The sequence below is a fragment of the Lacibacter sp. H407 genome (genome assembly GCF_037892605.1).
In the GTDB taxonomy this organism is placed as follows: domain Bacteria; phylum Bacteroidota; class Bacteroidia; order Chitinophagales; family Chitinophagaceae; genus Lacibacter.
The window spans coordinates 441,597-461,384 of record NZ_JBBKTU010000001.1; the positions used below are offsets into that span (position 1 = coordinate 441,597).

At 40.8% G+C, this 19,788-nt stretch carries 19 protein-coding genes; 8 read left to right on the forward strand and 11 right to left on the reverse strand.

Annotation, left to right across the window (positions count from 1 at the left end):
- Positions 1 to 33: 33 nt before the first annotated feature.
- Complete coding sequence (locus tag WG989_RS01905) at positions 34 to 513, reverse strand: hypothetical protein (protein WP_340426937.1); 480 nt, start codon at positions 511 to 513, stop codon at positions 34 to 36.
- A gap of 99 nt (positions 514 to 612) precedes the next feature.
- Here WG989_RS01905 and WG989_RS01910 point away from each other — a divergent pair, with 99 nt between their 5' ends.
- On the forward strand, positions 613 to 1,704 hold the full coding sequence (locus WG989_RS01910; protein ID WP_340426938.1) for a hypothetical protein: 1,092 nt from the start codon (positions 613 to 615) through the stop codon (positions 1,702 to 1,704).
- Positions 1,705 to 1,932: 228 nt separating this feature from the next.
- On the opposite strand, the gene WG989_RS01915 is transcribed toward WG989_RS01910, so the two are convergent.
- The 3 genes from WG989_RS01915 to leuS form a co-directional block, all read right to left on the reverse strand.
- Positions 1,933 to 5,058 (reverse strand): S41 family peptidase, encoded by a 3,126-nt coding sequence (locus WG989_RS01915; RefSeq protein WP_340426940.1) that lies wholly within the window; start codon positions 5,056 to 5,058, stop codon positions 1,933 to 1,935.
- A gap of 121 nt (positions 5,059 to 5,179) precedes the next feature.
- Positions 5,180 to 5,602 (reverse strand): hypothetical protein, encoded by a 423-nt coding sequence (locus tag WG989_RS01920; protein ID WP_340426942.1) that lies wholly within the window; start codon positions 5,600 to 5,602, stop codon positions 5,180 to 5,182.
- Positions 5,603 to 5,647: 45 nt separating this feature from the next.
- Positions 5,648 to 8,425, reverse strand: a complete 2,778-nt coding sequence (gene leuS / locus WG989_RS01925) for a leucine--tRNA ligase (RefSeq protein ID WP_340426943.1) — start codon at positions 8,423 to 8,425, stop codon at positions 5,648 to 5,650.
- Positions 8,426 to 8,884: 459 nt separating this feature from the next.
- Here leuS and WG989_RS01930 point away from each other — a divergent pair, with 459 nt between their 5' ends.
- From WG989_RS01930 to WG989_RS01950, 5 genes are all read left to right on the forward strand, one after another.
- Positions 8,885 to 9,736 carry a cell division protein FtsX gene (locus WG989_RS01930; RefSeq protein ID WP_340426945.1) on the forward strand — a complete coding sequence of 284 codons (852 nt, stop codon included), beginning with the start codon at positions 8,885 to 8,887 and terminating at the stop codon, positions 9,734 to 9,736.
- Between the two features lie 113 nt (positions 9,737 to 9,849).
- On the forward strand, positions 9,850 to 10,086 hold the full coding sequence (locus WG989_RS01935) for a DUF3098 domain-containing protein (protein WP_340426946.1): 237 nt from the start codon (positions 9,850 to 9,852) through the stop codon (positions 10,084 to 10,086).
- A 115-nt stretch (positions 10,087 to 10,201) separates the two neighbouring features.
- Positions 10,202 to 11,023: an undecaprenyl-diphosphate phosphatase gene (locus tag WG989_RS01940; protein ID WP_340426947.1), complete on the forward strand. Its 822-nt coding sequence runs from the start codon at positions 10,202 to 10,204 to the stop codon at positions 11,021 to 11,023.
- Positions 11,024 to 11,086: 63 nt separating this feature from the next.
- Positions 11,087 to 12,397 (forward strand): MFS transporter, encoded by a 1,311-nt coding sequence (locus WG989_RS01945; RefSeq protein ID WP_340426948.1) that lies wholly within the window; start codon positions 11,087 to 11,089, stop codon positions 12,395 to 12,397.
- Positions 12,394 to 13,254 (forward strand): MBL fold metallo-hydrolase, encoded by an 861-nt coding sequence (locus WG989_RS01950; RefSeq protein ID WP_340426950.1) that lies wholly within the window; start codon positions 12,394 to 12,396, stop codon positions 13,252 to 13,254. The genes WG989_RS01945 and WG989_RS01950 overlap by 4 nt, the downstream gene beginning before the upstream one ends.
- Before the next feature lie 81 nt (positions 13,255 to 13,335).
- Here the strand turns inward: WG989_RS01950 and WG989_RS01955 are convergent, their stop codons facing one another.
- Entirely contained in the window at positions 13,336 to 14,139 is an 804-nt protein-coding gene (locus WG989_RS01955) for a DUF3108 domain-containing protein (protein WP_340426952.1), read from the reverse strand.
- A complete protein-coding gene (locus WG989_RS01960) occupies positions 14,136 to 15,041 on the reverse strand; it encodes a lysylphosphatidylglycerol synthase domain-containing protein (RefSeq protein ID WP_340426954.1) in 906 nt (301 codons plus the stop codon). Before WG989_RS01960 ends, WG989_RS01955 begins: the two co-directional genes overlap by 4 nt.
- Before the next feature lie 118 nt (positions 15,042 to 15,159).
- On the opposite strand from WG989_RS01960, the gene ruvC reads away from it, so the two are divergent.
- Positions 15,160 to 15,723, forward strand: a complete 564-nt coding sequence (ruvC, locus tag WG989_RS01965; protein ID WP_340426955.1) for a crossover junction endodeoxyribonuclease RuvC — start codon at positions 15,160 to 15,162, stop codon at positions 15,721 to 15,723.
- A 521-nt stretch (positions 15,724 to 16,244) separates the two neighbouring features.
- On the opposite strand, the gene WG989_RS01970 is transcribed toward ruvC, so the two are convergent.
- The 4 genes from WG989_RS01970 to WG989_RS01985 all read right to left on the reverse strand — a co-directional run bounded on the left by WG989_RS01970 (position 16,245) and on the right by WG989_RS01985 (position 18,154).
- On the reverse strand, positions 16,245 to 16,634 hold the full coding sequence (locus WG989_RS01970) for a hypothetical protein (RefSeq protein ID WP_340426957.1): 390 nt from the start codon (positions 16,632 to 16,634) through the stop codon (positions 16,245 to 16,247).
- A complete protein-coding gene (locus tag WG989_RS01975; protein ID WP_340426959.1) occupies positions 16,631 to 17,098 on the reverse strand; it encodes an HIT family protein in 468 nt (155 codons plus the stop codon). The genes WG989_RS01970 and WG989_RS01975 overlap by 4 nt, the downstream gene beginning before the upstream one ends.
- A gap of 118 nt (positions 17,099 to 17,216) precedes the next feature.
- Positions 17,217 to 17,687, reverse strand: coding sequence for a transcription elongation factor GreA (gene greA / locus WG989_RS01980; protein ID WP_340426960.1), 471 nt, complete (start codon positions 17,685 to 17,687; stop codon positions 17,217 to 17,219).
- Between the two features lie 257 nt (positions 17,688 to 17,944).
- Complete coding sequence (locus tag WG989_RS01985) at positions 17,945 to 18,154, reverse strand: VF530 family protein (protein ID WP_340426962.1); 210 nt, start codon at positions 18,152 to 18,154, stop codon at positions 17,945 to 17,947.
- A gap of 104 nt (positions 18,155 to 18,258) precedes the next feature.
- Here WG989_RS01985 and WG989_RS01990 point away from each other — a divergent pair, with 104 nt between their 5' ends.
- Positions 18,259 to 18,813 (forward strand): DUF2911 domain-containing protein, encoded by a 555-nt coding sequence (locus WG989_RS01990; protein ID WP_340426963.1) that lies wholly within the window; start codon positions 18,259 to 18,261, stop codon positions 18,811 to 18,813.
- Here WG989_RS01990 and WG989_RS01995 read toward each other — a convergent pair whose 3' ends face one another.
- Positions 18,814 to 19,785, reverse strand: a complete 972-nt coding sequence (locus tag WG989_RS01995) for an NAD(P)-dependent oxidoreductase (RefSeq protein ID WP_340426964.1) — start codon at positions 19,783 to 19,785, stop codon at positions 18,814 to 18,816.
- Between the last annotated feature and the right edge of the window lie 3 nt (positions 19,786 to 19,788).

Below are 19,788 nucleotides of genomic sequence, written 5' to 3' on the forward strand. Positions count from 1 at the left end.
AAGTGACCGGGGCGATGTTAATATAGGTGAGCCTTACGAAACAAGTTCAGGCTGTTGTACTTCAAACAGCTGATCATAATGGATCGTTATATTTTCTGCTAATTGTTCTTCTAACATCGATGCAAACGTTTCAAAATAAACGATCACATCTTCCCGTACGTTCCGTTTCAACCAACGAAAGCCACCGGGCAATTGTTGCAACACGGCTTTGTCTTCCAGATATTCAAGATTATGGATATCACTCGGCGTTAAACCAATTTCCTGCAATTTAGTGATCAGCAAACCGGCAGGTGCATTTGTAACTCCACAATAATCTTCTGCCAACTCAGTCCATTCTCCAATACCGGTGTGTGCATACGCCAGTATTTCTTCTTTGCTCAATTTGGTAACCACCTGTGTAAGGTTACCGCAATTGCAGGCGCCATGGTTGCCCCATGCATAAGCTGCTCCATTGCGGAGACGGGCTGCTGTTTCACGCAGCGCTTCGATCAATTGAATATTTGCTTGTGCCATACGCTAATTTCCTACTAATACAAAAATCCTGCGTCTTTTGTTGAAACATTAACATCAGCAAAAAATATTTAGATCAACATTTCGTTTAAGCTCTATCGCATGAAGAAACATTACATCTCTTTACTGACTGTTTTCCTTTTGTTTAGCTTTTTTACACAGGCACAAATGATCACCGGTGTGTGGAAGGGAAAAGTGGGCAATGGATTACGTCCTGCTAAACTGGAACTCAAACTGATTCAACGGGGCGATAGTTTGTTTGGCACTTCGTACTACTACGAATCGGTGAACAGCTACCGTCGCTATGCAGTGAAAGGTTATTTCAATCAGCAAACCAATGAAGTGATTTGGTGGGATGATGAATTGCTCGAAGCAAAGACAGGACGGATTGCTATTACCTCTCCCGGCGCTGTGCCGTTGTTGATGGAAGCTGATTTTAATTGTCCAGGCGGTGGCGTAATGATGCTTGATGGAAAAGCGGTGACCAAAGAAGAACAAAAGAACAAAGGTGATCTGCATTTAGATAAAGTGGAGCAACCACAGTTTACAGATGAATGGGATTATGTGATCGAGAATTATACAGTAGGTGCAAACGATCCTTACTTCATCGACAGTGTGGCAACGATTCATAAAACAAACAGACAACCGGAAATTGTAGCAGTTACTCCTCCACGGGTTATTGTAACGGAACAACCGAAACGTGAAGAACCAAAACCCGAACCCGTAGTTGTACAACCGCAACCAACTATACCCAAGGAAACACAACCTGTTACCAAAACAGAAAACAAACCACCTGTAAAAGAGCCAACAGTTATTTCTACCAAAGCACCAACTATCAAAGAGAAATTTATTGAACGCAAAAAAGTATTAACAACAGAATTGCCATTACTGGGTGATACCATTGAACTTCATTTTTATGACAACGCAGAGATCGATGGCGATTCAATTTCACTGTTCATGAATAACCGTTTGGTTTTTGAACATGTTAAACTCAGCGACAAACCGCATATTGTAAAGTTTGCTGTTACTGAACTGAGTGAAAGTAATGAACTGGTGATGGTTGCCGAAAATCTCGGCTCCATACCACCGAATACGTCCTATATGATCGCCTATGTGAATGGTGTACGCTATACGGCTAATCTTGAAAGCACAGAGAACAGCAGTGCGATGATACGGTTTGTAAGGAAAGAGTGAGTGGAGAAGATTGTTCGCTTCACTTACAATAGTTCAACACAGAGAGATGAGATACGGAGAACACTGAGATTGAGCGAGGCCATTCCAAACGGCCAAGCGATGAACATACGAATGATGATTTAGCAAATAACAAAAGGGTGTACAAGAATGTACACCCTTCTTTATAAATTCAGATTAAGATGAACTGTGGCTTGCACTCATCATTCATTACTCATCACTCATCACTCATTACTTCAACTGCTTCAATATTTCTTCAATGGCTTTGTCCAGTTGCGGATCTTTTCCGTTCAGCTTATCTTCAAAACTATTGATGATATAAATATCCGGTTGCACGCCACTCATCTCCAGGTCTTTTCCATCAAGTGAATAACAACCCCACGCAGGCATGCGTACACTTGACCCATCCACCAATCCAATACCACTGGTGAAAATGATCCAGCGATAGGTTTCATTCCCGATAATTTTACCCAGCTTCAATGCTTTGAATCCCTGCGCTGTCATTTCTGCATCACTCAACGATTGTTCATTGATCAATAATACAATTGGTTTATCAGCTGGTGAAAAATTGGATTGTGGTGTCAGCTTTCCTTCACGATACTTCCATTGTAAATACGTACGCTGACTTAAAAACTTCAACACCTCATCGTGTACATTTCCGCCCGTGTTATAACGAAGATCAAAGATGAGTGCATCTTTTGTTGTTAACTCCTGCGTCATATCAATAATGAACTGCTCTAATTCACCGGTACCCATATTTTTCATATACCCATACGCAATACGTCCCTTTCCTTTTTCATCCACACGCTTTTGATTTGCATCCACCCATTCATCGTACAGATTTGAAAACAAGCTTGCCTGCGGATGAATTTTCACATTGATCATTTGTCCGTTACGGTTAAATGTAAGACGTAGCTCCCTATCTCTTGATGGTGCTGTGAAGTAATAATTCCTGTCCATCTTTGTATCAACTATAACATCATTCACTTTCACCAATACATCACCCGGTTTAACATCCACTGATTTACGATCGGCAGCCGAGCGACGTGCAATGTATTTTACTTTATACGGATCATCATTCTCGAAAATAATTCCGGTTTCCATAGTTGCACTTTGCAGTGATACGTTTTCATCATCACCAAATGTGCCAAAGCCCTGGTGTGATGAGTTAAGCTCACCAAACATATCATTCAACATTGTACGCAAATCGGCACGGCTGTTCAAATGCGGTAAAAACTGTTTGTAATAATCTCTTGTTTTCTTCCAGTCGAGTCCATGAAACTTTTCATCATAATACCCTTCTTCCATACCGGCCCATGCTTCATAAAACATTTGATTGAATTCTTCTGCCAGACTTCTTCGAAATGTAAAACTGATGGCTACCGGATCAACTTTATTAGCATCGAGATTCAGCTTTACGATATTTCCATTGGTCAACGCATATAATTTATCACTCACTTCCACTACTTCAAAGCCGAAGGTATTATCTGTACCAGCAATTTTTTCAGTTTTATTTTGTTCAAATGGCTCGATCACCGTTTTCCAAATCGCATTTCTTCCTTCACCATGATTGCTAACATACAGCACTGTTGCCTTCTCACCTTTCTGGAATACATTGATCAGAAATTGTGCTCCGGCTGAAGGACTTACCTGCTGCATCCGTTCCATCAGCAGATCCATATCAATACTGATGGGTTGTGATTGTTGTAACGAATCTGTTTTTGCAGCAGCCGGCTTCTTCTCATCTTTAAACAGTTCATTGTATTTATCAAGGCGATAGGGTTCATCAATTTTTTCCAACGGCAGGCGATACACTTTTGCATTGGCCATACCAAAAGGATAAGATGGCTTCAGGCGTTGTGAAGTGAAGTAAATATATTTTCCATCGGCCGACCATACCGGACCGGCTTCTGTTATTCCGGTATTGGTAAGATTTGTTGTTTTATTGTTTTTGATATGATGAATAAAAATGTCCTGCTCAAAATTGCGGATCGCCGTAAACAACACATACTCATCGTTTGGAGAAAAACCCGGATCACTATTTTGAAAAGCCCATATCTCATCTTTCACAATGGTTTTGCTTTGTAAGGTTTTTAAATCCAGCAATCGCACTTCATCTCGTCCGCTGAGATAAACTGCCATTGTACGTTTTCTATTCAATACAAGACTTCTGTTGTTTCGTTTATCGCTAGTGATTTGTTTAGCAGCGCTGCTACTATCGGCACGAATGCTGTACCAGTTGGTATAGCCATCGAGTGTTTGATTAAACAATACAGTTTTACTGTCACTCATCCAACGTACTTCACGTACACGCTCTGCAGAGTTGCGGTTGATCTGTTGTACAAATTTTCCATCTACATCACTCACAAATAATTCGCCACGGGAAACAAATGCCAGTTTTTTCCCATCGGGTGCTACATCAAATGCACTGATGTTGCCACGTACTTCATAATCTTTATCTTTTGGTAATACCTGATTACGTACAATCGAGATATTCAGTTTCTTTTCTTTATCAGTCTTTACATCATACAGCCACAGTTGATAATCTTTTTCAAACACTACTTTGCCACCTGCTGCATTTACCTGCGGCGTTTTGATAGAAGAAGAAAAACGGGTCAGGCCCTTTTTCTTTCCACTCTCCATTGTGTAGAGATTGTATTCACCATTTGCTTCGTCTGAAATAAAATAGATGTTCCCGCTTCTGTCAATGCTGGCTGCAAAATCTTTTCCTTCCCAGCTTGTGTACTTCTTGTGTTGTTTTGTTTTGAGGTTATACGACTGAATCTCAGGATTGAATGCGCCTTTGTATCGTTTCCGATTTACCTGGCTTATGCTTTCCCAAGTATCATTGAAAAAGATCTCACCGCTGGTTGGGTGTTCCACCAGGTTATGATCGTACTGGAAAAAATTACTGCCAAACACACGTTGCGGTGTACCACCATCGGCGCTTACTTTATAACCGGCTACCTGTCCCATGCGGCCGCTGTTGAAATAAATATGTTTGGAATCCCAACTCCAGCTGGTTACTTCATCATTAGCGCTGTGATAAGTGATTTGTTTTACATCGCCACCACTCACCGACATCATATAAACTTCCGGATTGCCGGTTTGACGACCGGTAAATGCGATCCACTTTCCATCGGGCGAAACACGTGCTGATGTTTCATAACCCTGCATGGCTGTAACACGAACTGCCTGTCCATCGTTTACATTGGCTTTCCATAGATCTCCTTCAAAAGAAAAGATCACAGTTTGGCCATCGGGTGTTAATGTTGGATTGGAAAGAAAATATGCATTGTCCTGCGCAAAGGACTGACTGATGATAAAGCTGCTCAACAGCAACAACAAGTATTTCATATTTGGAGGTTTTGTACTGGGAAAGTACGAAACTACCCGATTGGAAAGCTTTGAAATGAAGAAAGGTTGATGAATGGTGAAAAACCATTTATCAACCTTCACTATCGTTGTATCAACTGTATTACTTTTTCGGCGCTTCTACCTGGTACTCTTTCAGGTGACGATAGAATAATGACCCGTTCTCAACTTTTACCAACCGGTATTCCATAAATGTACTGTCGGCATCATAAAATCCAATGATGCAGGAAAGATCATCATCACCTCTTTTCAATTCAGGTTTTGGCATGATGCCCATGTTCGGCAAAGTGAAGATCTTTTCACTGCTTGCATCTTTATACGAAAACTTCACTTCAAAATTCAACGATTCTTTTTGCTCAAACAATTGCACTTTAAACTGCGCACTATCCGCAGCATTTACTACATACTCCTTTATTGCTGCAGGATTTACAGTTGCACGTTCCTTTACAAAAGGTTCGTTGTTGTTAGGATTCTTTTCGCCGCAAGCTGCAAACGCTAACGCTGCAATAACTACTAATCTTTTCATTCTGTTTTGAATTTAAGGGGTGATGCGGCTTTTCGCCGCAATAACTTATATAACTACGTTGATCATTTTGTTCTTTACATAAATGATCTTCTTTGGTTGTTTGCCATCGAGCCATTTCAAGACCACTTCGTTGTTCAACACGATCTGTTCTACTTCTGCTTGTGTAATGCTGAGATCCAATGTTAACTCGGTTCTTGTTTTACCGTTAATGGCAACCGGGTAATCTTTGGTTGATTCAGTTACATACTTCGCTTCAAATTTCGGAAACGCAGCATCAAGAATAGAACCACTGTTGCCCAATGCACTCCACAACTCTTCACTCACATGCGGTGCATACGGTGTTAAAAGAATAAGCAACTGCTCCAGGATTTCTTTCTTGTGACATTTGAGATCGCTGAGTTCATTTACAGCGATCATGAACGTACTTACACCGGTATTGAAACTGAAACGTTCGGTATCGTCTTCAATTTTCTTAATGGTCTTGTGTAATACTTTCAGTTCAGCATCAGTTGCTTTATCGTTATTCCAAACCTGGCCTTTCACTTCATCATAAAACAAACGCCAGAGTTTTTTAATGAAGCGATGTACACCTTCAATACCCTTCGTGTCCCAGGGTTTGCTGATCTCAACCGGACCAAGGAACATTTCATACATCCGGAACGTATCTGCACCGTATTTGGATACAAGATCATCAGGGTTGACGGTGTTGAATTTGCTCTTACTCATCTTCTCCACTTCACTGCCGCAGATGTATTTACCATCTTCTAAAATAAATTCTGCACCTGCATGTTCATTGTTGCGCCATTTCCTGAATGTTTCCATATCCAGTTCATATCCATCAACAAAGTTTACATCCACATGAAGCTTATCTAATTTCTTACCATCGTATTCTTCATCACCTTTCAACAAACCTTTTGAAACAAACGTGTTTGTTCCGTTAATGCGATAAACAAACCGGGAAGAACCTTGTATCATCCCTTGATTCACCAATTTCTTAAAAGGTTCATCGTAGCCGATATGTCCAAGATCATATAAGGCTTTCGTCCACATACGGCTGTACAATAAATGTCCAACTGCATGCTCTGTTCCACCAATATAAATATCGACCTGGTTCCAGTAATCACTTACACTGCGATCACAAAATGCTTTATCATTATGCGGATCCATATAACGTAAGAAATACCAGGATGAACCTGCATAGCCGGGCATCGTGTTTGTTTCTAATTCTTTCGCCACCCATTCAGGAATATTTGCCAACGGACCTTCACCTTCAGGACCGGGAGAATAACTATCTACTTCCGGTAACAGCAATGGCAATTCAGTTTCGCTTAACGCATAAGCTGTTCCTTCTTTCCATTGAATCGGGAACGGTTCGCCCCAATAACGCTGACGACTAAACGCTGCATCACGCATTCTGTAATTTACCTTGCGAGTACCAATTCCCAATTCCTCCAGCTTACCAATTACAATTTCAGCAGCTTCACGCATGCCTGTGCCATTTAAGAAACCACTGTTTTCAAGCGTTGCATCTTTTGTTGCATTGGCATCTTCACCATTAAAATGTTTACCAATAATGTTAGTGATGGGAATATTAAAATGCTTTGCAAATTTGAAATCACGTTCATCGCCGCATGGCACCGCCATGATAGCACCTGTACCATACCCTGCTAATACATATTCTGATATCCAGATCGGAATTTCTCTTCCATCAAACGGATTCACTGCATATGCGCCAGTAAACACACCACTGATCTTTTTTTCCGCTTGCCGTTCACGCTCACTTCTGCTTTTTACATAAGCAATGTATTCATCAACGGCAGTTGTTTGCTCAGCTGATTTTATTTGATCAACTAATTCCAACTCTGGAGCAATCACCATAAAGTCAACACCGAAGATGGTATCGGGTCTCGTTGTATAAACTCTGAGTTGTTGTTCGTGACCTTTTATTGCAAAATCAATTTCAGCACCGCTTGATTTTCCGATCCAGTTGGTTTGCATTTCTTTCATGCTTTCGCTGAATTCAATGCGCTCTAACCCTTCGAGTAAACGATCAGCATATTCAGTTATACGCAAATACCACTGACGTAATTTCTTTTTCACTACCGGATGTCCGCCACGTTCACTTACACCATTCACTACTTCATCGTTCGCTAACACAGTACCCAATGCTTCGCACCAGTTTACTTCGCCATAACCGCAATAGGCAAGGCGATATTGCATGAGGATGTCCTGCTGCGTTTTTTCAGCAAATGACTTCCACTCTTCTGCAGTAAACGAAGTAATCGGGAATTGGGAATTAGGAATTGGGTGGCTGGCATTACCTTCTGTTTCAAACGAAGCGATCAGCACATCGATCTTTTCAGCTTTGTTTGTTGTACGGTTGTAAAAACTATTAAAGAGTTGTAAGAAGATCCACTGTGTCCATTTGTAATAACCGGGATCACAAGTGCGTACCTCACGGTCCCAATCGTAACAGAAACCAATATTATCTAACTGTCGGCGGAAATTATTAATATTCTGATCGGTACTAACGGCGGGGTGTACCCCATGTTCAATGGCATATTGCTCAGCCGGCAAACCAAATGCATCGTAGCCCATCGGGTGCAATACATTAAATCCTTTCAGGCGTTTGAAACGGGAATAAATATCGCTGGCAATATAACCGAGCGGATGACCCACGTGCAATCCTGCACCACTCGGATACGGAAACATGTCTAACACATAAAACTTTGGCTTGTCACTTACATTCGAAACCTTGTAGGCATTTGTATTGATCCATTGCTGTTGCCATTTCTTCTCAATTTCTCTGAACTTATATTCCATGTACCGTTTCGGTTGGTTTTATTTTGTTGTCGACTATTATTAATTCTATTTATCTGTTGTTGCGTCGCACACTGCATCTGCAATGCATCTTTCTTCATTTTTGGTTCCACAAAGAACACAAAGTGAATCACAAAGATCACGGGCTTCGTGTGCTTTGTGTGTTTGTTCTCTGTGACCTTTGTGCTACTCTCTGTTCATTTGAAAAACAGAACGTACAAGTGAGTGACACAACAGGCGATGAACAGAGCTGTGAAAGAAGACTTAAAAAACTGTATTCTTCCTTCTTTCTGCACAACCCGTAAAATAATGGCAGATATCAACCGTTAAGTGGGCAACAAAATTAAGGATTGCAGGGCTAAATCTGCTAAATTTGCCCACATCCTGTGTAGGGCAGGATTCTTAAGCTTTACGAACTTACAAAATCAACACTGCATGGCGCAAGAACAAAGCAAAGCTTCTATGAAACGCTCGAAGCCATCTTACCTGTATAGTATTATAGGTGTGGCATTGGTGCTCTTCATTCTCGGTGTACTTGGATGGATCTTTTTAAACTTCCAGAAAGTGGGTAACACGTTGCGTGAAAATATCCAGTTTCATGCATGGCTGAGCACTACCAACAAAAAATCGATCGACAGTTTAACCACATACGTGGCAGCTCAACCTTATGTAAAATCATCGGCCTACATCAACAAAGAAATGGCCAAAGAAATTTACAACAAGGATGGCAACGAAAGCTGGGAAAATATTCTTGACGAAAACCCATTACCGGAAAGTGTGGATTTTTATGCCAAGGCAGACTATGTGCAGAAAGACAGTCTGGATATTATTACGGCAGATCTGCTGACGAAATTCCCCGGCGTGATCAGTGAAGTGCAATACCCCAAAGACTTAGTGAATACATTAAATGAACGGGCGCAGAAAGTGGGACTTGTGTTGCTGATCGTCGCCATTTTATTGAGTGCGATCGTGATCGTGTCGATCGATACCACTATTCGATTGGCCATGTTCAGCAACCGGTTTTTGATCAAAACCATGCAGATGGTGGGTGCTACCCGAGGGTTTATTGCCCGGCCGATGAACGTACGGGCGATCATCAACGGACTGATCAGTTCAGGTATTGCTATTGCTGCTATTTGGGCGGTGATCACCTGGGCCGAAAGCTATATTCCTGATATGAAGGCGCTTCGTGATCCGAAAATTTACCTCATTCTCTTTGGTTCCATTATTCTGATTGGCGTGGGCATTTCGCTGTACAGCACCCACCGAAGTGTGATGAAGTATTTGCGGATGAAACTCGACGAGTTGTATTAACAGTTGATAGTTCATAGTTAATGGTTCATGGAAAAATGGCCCGGCTATGAACTATGAACCATCGACCATGAACTATTCCAAAATCCTTATATTGCACCCCTCAAACTGAGACTATGAGTCAGAAAAAAACAGCAACGATTTTTACAAAAGAGAACTACAAATGGATGATGATCGGCGCAGCCGCTATTATTGTTGGCTTATTGCTGATGATCGGTGGAAAGAGCGCCGATCCAAATGTGTTCAATAAAGAGGAGGTGTACAGTTTCCGCAGAATTACTTTGGCACCGATTCTGATCATTGCCGGATTGATCATTGAGATCTACGCCATCATGAAAAAGCCAAAAGACTAAAAGACATAATTTGAAAATGAACCGATTTGAAAATTTGAAAATGAACAATTCAAATACTCAAATCGGTTTTTTTATTTTCAAATTTTCAAATTAACCCATTTTCAAATTTGCATTCTTGACTACATTTGAATCAATCATCATCGCCATTGTAGAAGGCTTAACTGAATATCTTCCTGTTTCATCTACCGGGCACATGATCCTTGCTGAACGGCTGATGGAAGTGCCGGCCGATAATTTTACCAAACTGTTTACCGTTGCCATACAGCTCGGTGCTATCCTCAGCGTAGTGGTGTTATACTGGAAAAAATTTGTTGATTTCAAACGCTGGGAATTTTATGCAAAGTTGCTGGTAGCTGTAGTACCTGCGTTGCTGCTGGGTTTTTTATTCAGCGACCAGATCGATGAATTACTGGAGAGTCCGCTTACTGTTTCAATTACGTTGTTGGTTGGTGGTGTTGTGTTGTTGTTTATTGACAACGTGTTCAAGCAACACACCATCCACGAAGAAAAAGATATTTCGTTTGGCAAAGCATTCATCATCGGTTTGTGGCAATGTGTGGCCATGATTCCCGGTGTTAGCCGCAGTGCCGCCAGTATTATTGGTGGTATGCAGCAAAAACTTACTCGCCCATTAGCAGCTGAGTTTTCTTTTTTTCTTGCAGTACCAACCATGGCCGCTGCAACAGGCTACTCCTTGTTTTTGAAAGACTGGACAGAAAACGGCATTGAGCAAAAAGGATATGAATTGATTCTTTCATCTGCCCAAAACACACAGGCATTTATTATCGGGAACGTAGTTGCCTTTGTGGTTGCCATGCTCGCCATCAAATTTTTTATAGGCTTTTTACAAAAGCACGGCTTTCGTTTGTTTGGCTGGTACAGAATTATTGCAGGCATCATTTTGCTCATTCTTATCTTCACGGGTTATCTCAAATAGGGAATTCGTTTTATTATCTTATTTTCATAGCAGCAGATCACCAGTTCCACATAAACCAACTGTATGCAAACAGCTCCAAAGAAAATTGTAAATGCATGGACCATGTATGATTGGGCCAACAGTGTTTACAATCTTGTTATTACATCAACCATGTTTCCGGCTTATTACGAAGAAGTAACCAGGGGCGATTCGGGCACAGGCGTGGTTCGTTTCCTGGGACGGGACTTTGTAAACACAGCCTTGTATAATTATGCATTGGGCATTGCATTTTTGATCGTAGCCATTCTTTCGCCCATTTTATCATCCATTGCAGATTTTAAAGGAAACAAAAAACATTTCATGCGGTTCTTCGCTATTCTTGGGAGTATTTCCTGCAGCATGTTGTTTTTCTTTAGAGGAGAGAATCTTAATCTCGGTATTGGCATGATCATTCTTGCCTGTATTGGTTTTTGGGGAAGCCTTGTTTTTTACAATTCTTACTTACCTGAAATTGCCGCAGAAGAAGACAGAGACCGCATCAGCGCAAAGGGTTTCAGCATGGGTTATATTGGCAGTGTTATTTTGCAACTTGTTTGTTTTGTTATATTGTTTAATAAAGAATGGTTTGGTTTTACAACCGGTGAAGCGTTGCGTTCTTCATTTTTACTGGTAGGTATCTGGTGGTTTTTATTTTCGTTGATCCCATTAGCCATCTTACCCATTACTCCAAAAACAGAACGAAAGAGCAAACACAATGTTCTGGCAAATGGTTTTTTTGAATTAAAGAAAGTATGGCACCAGGTAATGCAAATGCCTGTATTGAAACGTTACCTTACCTCCTTCTTCTTTTACAATATGGGTGTTCAGACTGTTATGCTGGCAGCAACCTTATACGGAAAGAGCGAACTGGGGATCCCTGTTAACAATCTCATCATCGCCATCCTGTTGATACAATTGGTTGCCATTGCCGGCGCTTTCACTATTTCCAAGATCAGCAGTATGATCGGCAATATTCAAACGCTTATGATTGTTGTTGCACTATGGATCGTGCTGTGTTATGTTGGGTACCTGATTCCAAAGGGTGGCATTTATGAATTTTACGGATTGGCTGTTGCCGTTGGGTTTGTAATGGGCGGTATTCAATCGTTGAGCCGTTCAACTTATTCAAAGCTTATGCCCAAAACAAAAGACACCACTTCCTTTTTTAGCTTCTATGATGTAACAGAAAAGATCGCTATCGTGATCGGGATGTTTAGCTTTGGCCTTATCACAGAGTTGTTCAATGGCTCACAGCGTAATTCTGTACTCGCCTTGATGGGCTTCTTTGCAATTGGCCTGGTGTTTCTTTGGCATACACTTCGCACACAAAAGAAGGAACAAATAAAACAGTCATGAACCTTTATACGATCAATACAGGAAATTTCAAGTTAGATGGAGGTGCTATGTTTGGTGTAGTACCTAAAGTAATGTGGAATAAACTAAACCCGGCCGATGAAAATAATTTGTGCAGTTGGGCCATGCGTTGTTTGCTGATTGAAGATGGAAATCGTTTGATCTTGATCGATAATGGCATTGGTGATAAACAGGATGAAAAATTTCTTGGTCATTATCACTTACATGGCGATAATACATTGGAAAAATCGTTAGCAAAATATGGTTTTGGAAAAGATGATATTACCGATGTGTTTTTAACGCATTTGCATTTTGATCATTGTGGTGGAAGTATTGTACGTGATGGCGATAAATTTGTTCCTGCATTTAAGAATGCAACATTCTGGAGTAATGAACAACACTGGGAATGGGCCACTAAACCCAACGACAGAGAGAAAGCTTCGTTCTTAAAAGAAAATATTTTACCAATTGAAGAAAGCGGACAATTAAAGTTTGTGGTACCGGGTGAAAAAAAGTTTCATCAGCTACCTTCTTCATCATTTGCTGCAGGTATTGATATCCGTTATGTGAGCGGACATACAGAAAGTATGATGTTGCCGCAGATCCAATACAAAGGAAAAACAATTGTGTACATGGCAGATCTGTTACCCTCGGCTGCACATTTACCTATTCCCTATGTAATGGCGTATGATACAAGACCTTTGCAAACATTAAATGAAAAGAAAGAATTCTTAGCCGAAGCTGCGGAGAATGATTACATCTTATTCTTCGAGCATGATCCGCACATTGAATGTTGCAGCTTACAACAAACAGAAAAAGGTGTGCGGATGAAAGATGCGTTTCGGTTGGATGAGTTGTAATTTAAAGCTGTCACTCTCGACTACGCTCGATTGACTATGCCGTCCTTCGACTCACGCTGAAGACTCACAACTAACCACTCATTATCGTGTACTGATCAATGCCGTCATTTTATGACGTGTATTGCGATAGCCCATCATATCTACTTTTACACTGCCAACTGATATAGGGCTTTCAATTCGAACAGGAATACGGTTGGCATCATCAGTAACCCATACCGTCATTTTTTCGCCTCCTTTAAAAATTGTTCCTTCTATCAACAATGGTTTAAACTTGATGGCGTTGAAACGTCCGTATTTTGTTTTGATGGTTTCCTTTCCGAGGTAACGTATATATAAACCATAGGTCTTATCATCAATAAACATATTGAAGGGAATACGGTCGTTCGGTTTGTATTTATTAAAATCAATATTCCGTGAATAATAAATTGCACTCAATACATCCTGTACACATTCCGGTGTTTTAAACGTACCACCCTGCGAGGTTGCAGTATTAGCTCCCTGGTTAAATGTAACTGTTTCAAATTTTTTAAAATCACCTTCTAAAATATTCCGGATGAACTTGTAGGGTTGCAATGTATTTGTGTCAATAAAACTCTCGTACTTATCCCTTACTTTAAACAAACCATCAAAGAACGAATTTGTTTTTCCATCACCGATAATATGGTACACCGGTTTTCCATTATATCGTTCAAGGTTAATATTAAAATTCGCTTCACCGCCATTTACATAAACTCCGGCAAGCGTATAATACACATTGTATTTGATCGATTCACCGGTTTGCCATGCTGAGTTGCGGATACCACCACAGAATTCATCACCCGTTTGTGTAGAAGCAGGTGTAAATGATACAAGCAACAAGGTTAAGAAGGCCGTAATGATCTTCATCGTTCTTTAAATAATTTAATCGTCAACAACAACAAACTCCCAATCAATGCCGGTAGTACGAGGTTGAGTAGCCAAATGCCTGCTGTACCTGCAAGGATAGCCACACTGTTTGCACTGAACACACTTACAATACTCAATGCCACCGCACCCCTTATTCCCACATCTGCAATGGCAAACCCCGGTACTATAGCCATTACTAAAAAGATCAATGCAATGCTCCAGAATCCTTCCCACAAAGGCAGTTCAACCTGCAGCGCCTGCCATATTAATAAGTACTGTAATGCAAAAACCAAGAATCGTAAAAACGAATAAAACAGGATCGCAAGATACGTCTTGTTCGATAAGCCTTGCAACACGCTGGTAAATGATAACTTTTCTTTTAGCCACGGGATCCATTGCAACATTCTCGCCAACAATTGCATTCTGAAAAAGAACAAAGCAGTGATGGCTGTAAAAAACAAGACCGAAAAACCAAACACCCGTAACAAAACTCCTGAAAAATGTGTTCCTCCCAGTTGCACCTTATATAACTGCGGCTGCAGCAATTGCAATGCGATCCATCCACAGATCAATGTTACCAGCAATTGACCCACACTGCTCACGAGGGTTAACGCTATTCCCTGCATCCGGAAATTCGCCGGCAAATAAAGTACCCGCCCTCCATACTCTCCAATGCGATTGGGCGTATTTACCGCTAACGACAATCCACTTAACACCGACTCAAATGCTTTTTGAAACGATAATGGCACAAACCTGTTGACAAGAAAATACCATTTATATGTTTCCAAACCCCAGTTTACAGGCATCAGTGCAATGGCCAGCCATAGTTTCCAGCTATCGCTGCCGGTAAACGCATTTTTCATTTGCTGCCATGCAAGAGGTAAGTCGGGTTGAAGCTTCACTTGGTTGTATAAGGAGATGCTAATCCACACAAAAAGTACGGGCCCCAGAAAGTAATTGATAAAGATTTTGAGATTCCTGCTCAGATTCAGTTTATTTTGTTCAAAAATAACCTGCTCCTTGCAAAGTTTTTCGAAAATCATTCTGGGGATCGATCCGGGAACTGTGATCATGGGTTACGGACTCATCGGTATTAAACAAAATCAATTGCATTTGATCGAGATGGATGTATTGAAGTTGACCAAACATAAAGATGTGTACATCCGTCTGCAACTCATTCATGAAAAAGTAAAAGAAGTAATTGAAACCCATCACCCAACCGATTTTGCAATTGAAGCCCCCTTTTTTGGAAAAAATGTACAGAGTATGCTCAAACTCGGAAGAGCGCAAGGTGTTGCTATTGCAACTGCTATGAGTGCGGGTTTATCGGTTACAGAATACTCACCCAAAAAAGTAAAACAGGCTGTTACCGGGAATGGCAATGCCGACAAAGAACAGGTTTGGAAAATGCTGCAACACTATCTGCAGTTCAAAGCCAAACCAAAATACTTTGATGCAACCGACGCATTGTCTGTTGCTTTGTGCCATCATTTTCAAACATCCGGCACCGTATTAAAATCTACTGGTAAACTAAAAGGCTGGGATGATTTTTTGAAACAAAATCCGGGTAGAATAAAAAAATAGACCTTGCCACATTATTACTTCGCTTGCTGATACAATAATGCATGTTTTTTCCTCTCATAATATTTATGAATCAGCGTGAATGCAAAAGGGATAGACGGATCAACCATGAGAGCGGTTTGCCAAAATGTATTCGACAAATAAAGAGAGTCGTTTAACTTCTTCCATTTGTACATTTTCGTATTTCTTATTTCTGAAAAATACTTTTCGAAACAAGCATCACAATCTGTTGTTCTTGTTTGTTTATAACACTTTCCTCTTGTATCAAAGTAGCAGGTAAGGTCCATTTTATTGAAAGCAGTATCCTGAAGCGAAAGACGCAACGTAGAATCGGTAGCATATACAAACGATCTGACCTTATTAACGGCAGTATATTTTTTGAATTGTTTTTCAACATTTCGTTTTGATCTCAATAAATACGATTGAGACAAACTGCTCAAAGAAAAGCATATAACGGAAACAAAAAGCAGGAACAGGTATCTGGCTGACAAGTTAGATTTTTTCAGTTTATTAAACAGGAACCATCAATCAGTAACCCGCATCTTTTTGAGCGATAGTAAAAAGATCACTGCCGGGATATAACCCAATGCATACATCCAGTTGAAATGCCCAAACAACAGATCTACCAATAATTTCAATGTAACTACAATAACAAAACTGATCGGCCCCCATTTTTCCATGCTCCATGTGCCACTTAATGCAACAAACGAAAACACCATCATCAACGCATTTACTGCAGGATATAATGTATCAACCCCGCTTTTATTTAATGCAGTGTTGCCGGTAAATGAATACACAATTTCCCACAAGCCCCATGCAAATAACAACACACAGAGAATGGTGATCAATTGAGGTCGTGGGCTTTTTTTGGCACGTTTCCGTTTATAACCGTATTGATCGTGGAGCTGACTCATGCTTGCTGTTGGTTTAAATGGTCCAGTATTTTTTGTTGAGCAGCTTTCATCTGCTCTTCGGTTAATTTCAATTTTGCACGTGTAAAATTCAGATCATCGGCACTGTTGATGGGTACAAGATGCAAATGTGCATGCGGCACTTCCAACCCAATGGCAGCAATGCCCACCCGATCGCATGGAAATGATGCTTCAATAGCTTTGGCAATTGGTTTTGCAAACAACAACAACTCCGCCAGATCTGCATCATCTACATCAAAAATTTTATCAGTTTCCTTTTTGGGAACAACGAGCGTATGACCTTCAGCTAAAGGAAATATATCAAGAAATGCAAAAAAACGATCGCTCTCTGCGATCTTGTAAGATGGTATTTCGCCCGCAATGATCTTTGAAAAAATACTCATGCCGCCAAACAATTTTGAACGAAGATAAAAGAAGACACGTTGTAATAATGCTCCCTTTTTCATGAAATTAAAGTTAGTACAAAATCCGCCCTTCGCTTCTTGCCACTCGCTAACAACAACTTACATACTCACATTACAAAGCTTTCAAATTAACACGCAAAGCTCAAAGCCCGCAGCAGCTTTACACCGTAATATCTTCGATCTTAAATTTTACAACACCTGCCGGCACCTGTACTTCAGCCACATCGCCAATTTCTTTTCCCAGCAATCCTTTTCCAATAGGAGAAGAAACAGAAATTTTTCCGGCTTTCAGATCAGCTTCCTGTTCACTTACGATCTGGTACGTAAGCTTCTTTTTTGTAGCCAGGTTGGTAATGGTTACTTTGGTTAATATGGCAACACGGCTTGTATCAATCGTTGTTTCATCCAACACACGGGCGTTGGCCAGCACATTTTCCAATTGGTTGATCTTTGCTTCCAGCATTCCCTGCGCTTCTTTGGCCGCATCGTATTCTGCATTTTCTTTCAAATCACCTTTTTCTCTTGCTTCGGCGATGGCTCTTGATGCAGCAGGACGTTCCACTCCACGCATATGCTGAAGTTCGGCCTGTAATCGCTCCAGTGTTTCTTTGGTTACATAATTGACACTCATAAATCCTCCTTGAGTTTACGGTTATACAAAAAAAATAACAACGCCTCAGTTGTGCTGAAGCGTTGCATGTTTTATTGAATAACAAAAATAGCCTTTTTTTTGAAACCAACAGCCTTTGTTTATTTACGTAAAAAAACCGCCCGTATGACCACAGACTGTATCGATTATATTAAGCGCCGGATGAGATAATGCTGATGAAAATTAATTTGTGGGCATTTCGATGCAATCGCCATTTTTAAAAAGGATGCGGATCGCTTTTATATGATCGACAAATACAATTCCTCTACTTTCTTCCTGGCCCATGGCGTTTTGCGCAGAAAGGTTAAACTTGATTTGATACTTGGATTACTGGTAAAACAATTGATGCGGATCAACTGCCCCAGCTCTTCCCAGCCAAAATGATCTACCAGTTTTGTGACGATCATTTCCAATGTTTTGCCGTGCAGCGGATCATTTGATTGATTCATGGAACCAAGTTAAATGAAAACGGTGTTTTCAGCAAAGAGAAACCATTTGCTTTTATTCACTGTTGCAATGAATGAATCGCCTATTTTTGACCAAACTCGTGTACATGAAATATCTGCTTGTCGTGGTTCTATTCATTTCTTCATGCATTACAGTATCAGCACAGGATAAAAAGCCGGCCGGTATCAACTATAACCCCAACGCAAAAAAAGATACCACTAAAAAAAGTATCCGATCAGCTGCTGTTGGAAAAATCGGTTCAGCCAATGTACGTATCAACTATTACTCACCGGGTGTGCGGGGCCGCATTATCTGGGGAGGTGTGGTGCCGCTGGATGAAGTATGGGTTACCGGTGCTCATGCAGCTACCAATATTCAAATTGATAAAGCATTTCGTATCGGCAACAAAACCATTCCGGCCGGCACCTATGCCATTTTCACGATTCCGTCGAAAAACGAATGGACCTTTATTCTCAACAAAAATCATGAGCAGCATTTGACTGATGATTATGATGCGAAAGATGACATCATCCGTTTTAAAGTGAAACCGATAACATTATCAAACCCGCTGGAACGTTTACAGTATTTTATTGAAAAAGGAAAGATCATCGTTGGCTGGGACAAACTTAAAATTGAAGTACCCGTTACCGTTAGCAACTGATCATTGCAGCCCCAGCTTATCGGCCAGCACTTTACTCATTTTAAAAAATGCTTCGTGTGTATAGCCGGCAATATGTGGTGTTAATATTACATTCGGTTGCGAAGCCAGCCAGTTGAATTGCTGTTGCTCCATTTCTGTATATGTAGTGAGCTTTTCATTTTCCAATACATCCAATCCTGCTCCTGCGATCAATCCTCTTTGTAAGGCATCGATGATGGCCGCTTTGCCATGCACTTTACCACGGGACGTATTTAAAAAGAACGGACGTTGCAGCGCTGCTTCAAAAAACGAAGTATCTGCATAATGATAGGTTTCATTGGTAAGCGGTAAATGCATACTGATCACATCACTATACCGCAACACTTGTTCAAGCGATGCTTCTTTTACCTGTTCGCCCCCAAATTCATATTGGTATTTATCATGCGCCAAAATGGTTACATCAAAGCCACGGAGTTTTTTTGCAAACGCCCGGCCGGTATGTCCAAAGCCAATGATTCCAACTGTTTTTCCATTGAGTTCTACCCCACGATTTTCATCACGCAGCCATTTGAGTTGCTTTACTTCGTTGTAACTGCTGTTGATCTTATTCATCAGGTTGAGCAACAGCGCCAATGCATGTTCACCCACTGCATCGCAATTGCCTTCGGGGCTGCTGAATACTTTAATATCTCTGCTTTCAGCAAATGGCACATCGATCAGTTCCAATCCGCTGCCCAGGCGTCCGATCCAGCGCAACTCCTTGGCTTCTTCCAACAATCCACGATCAACTTTTACACGTGTTGACACAACCAAGCCTGCTGCATCATGGATCACTGCTTTCAATTCGTCGTACGTGATCGCAGGAGTATAAATCACTTCATATCCACCCTCCTGCAGTTTCTGCTGCAGGTATTCATGACAACTGGCTGTAATAATTACTTTCACTGTTGATTTTCTGCTGTTGATTGTTGAAGAAGATGATGCTGTATACAAAAT

Coding starts and splice junctions, on each gene's coding strand:
- WG989_RS01920 (WP_340426942.1), bottom strand. CDS start 5,602: ATGAAAAGATTAGTAGTTATTGCAGCGTTAGCGTTTGCAGCTTGCGGC.
- WG989_RS01915 (WP_340426940.1), bottom strand. CDS start 5,058: ATGAAATACTTGTTGTTGCTGTTGAGCAGCTTTATCATCAGTCAGTCC.
- WG989_RS01910 (WP_340426938.1), top strand. CDS start 613: ATGAAGAAACATTACATCTCTTTACTGACTGTTTTCCTTTTGTTTAGC.
- leuS (WP_340426943.1), bottom strand. CDS start 8,425: ATGGAATATAAGTTCAGAGAAATTGAGAAGAAATGGCAACAGCAATGG.
- WG989_RS01990 (WP_340426963.1), top strand. CDS start 18,259: ATGAAATATCTGCTTGTCGTGGTTCTATTCATTTCTTCATGCATTACA.
- WG989_RS01970 (WP_340426957.1), bottom strand. CDS start 16,634: ATGAGTCAGCTCCACGATCAATACGGTTATAAACGGAAACGTGCCAAA.
- WG989_RS01975 (WP_340426959.1), bottom strand. CDS start 17,098: ATGAAAAAGGGAGCATTATTACAACGTGTCTTCTTTTATCTTCGTTCA.
- WG989_RS01985 (WP_340426962.1), bottom strand. CDS start 18,154: ATGAATCAATCAAATGATCCGCTGCACGGCAAAACATTGGAAATGATC.
- WG989_RS01935 (WP_340426946.1), top strand. CDS start 9,850: ATGAGTCAGAAAAAAACAGCAACGATTTTTACAAAAGAGAACTACAAA.
- WG989_RS01950 (WP_340426950.1), top strand. CDS start 12,394: ATGAACCTTTATACGATCAATACAGGAAATTTCAAGTTAGATGGAGGT.
- greA (WP_340426960.1), bottom strand. CDS start 17,687: ATGAGTGTCAATTATGTAACCAAAGAAACACTGGAGCGATTACAGGCC.
- WG989_RS01930 (WP_340426945.1), top strand. CDS start 8,885: ATGAAACGCTCGAAGCCATCTTACCTGTATAGTATTATAGGTGTGGCA.
- WG989_RS01945 (WP_340426948.1), top strand. CDS start 11,087: ATGCAAACAGCTCCAAAGAAAATTGTAAATGCATGGACCATGTATGAT.
- WG989_RS01955 (WP_340426952.1), bottom strand. CDS start 14,139: ATGAAGATCATTACGGCCTTCTTAACCTTGTTGCTTGTATCATTTACA.
- WG989_RS01905 (WP_340426937.1), bottom strand. CDS start 513: ATGGCACAAGCAAATATTCAATTGATCGAAGCGCTGCGTGAAACAGCA.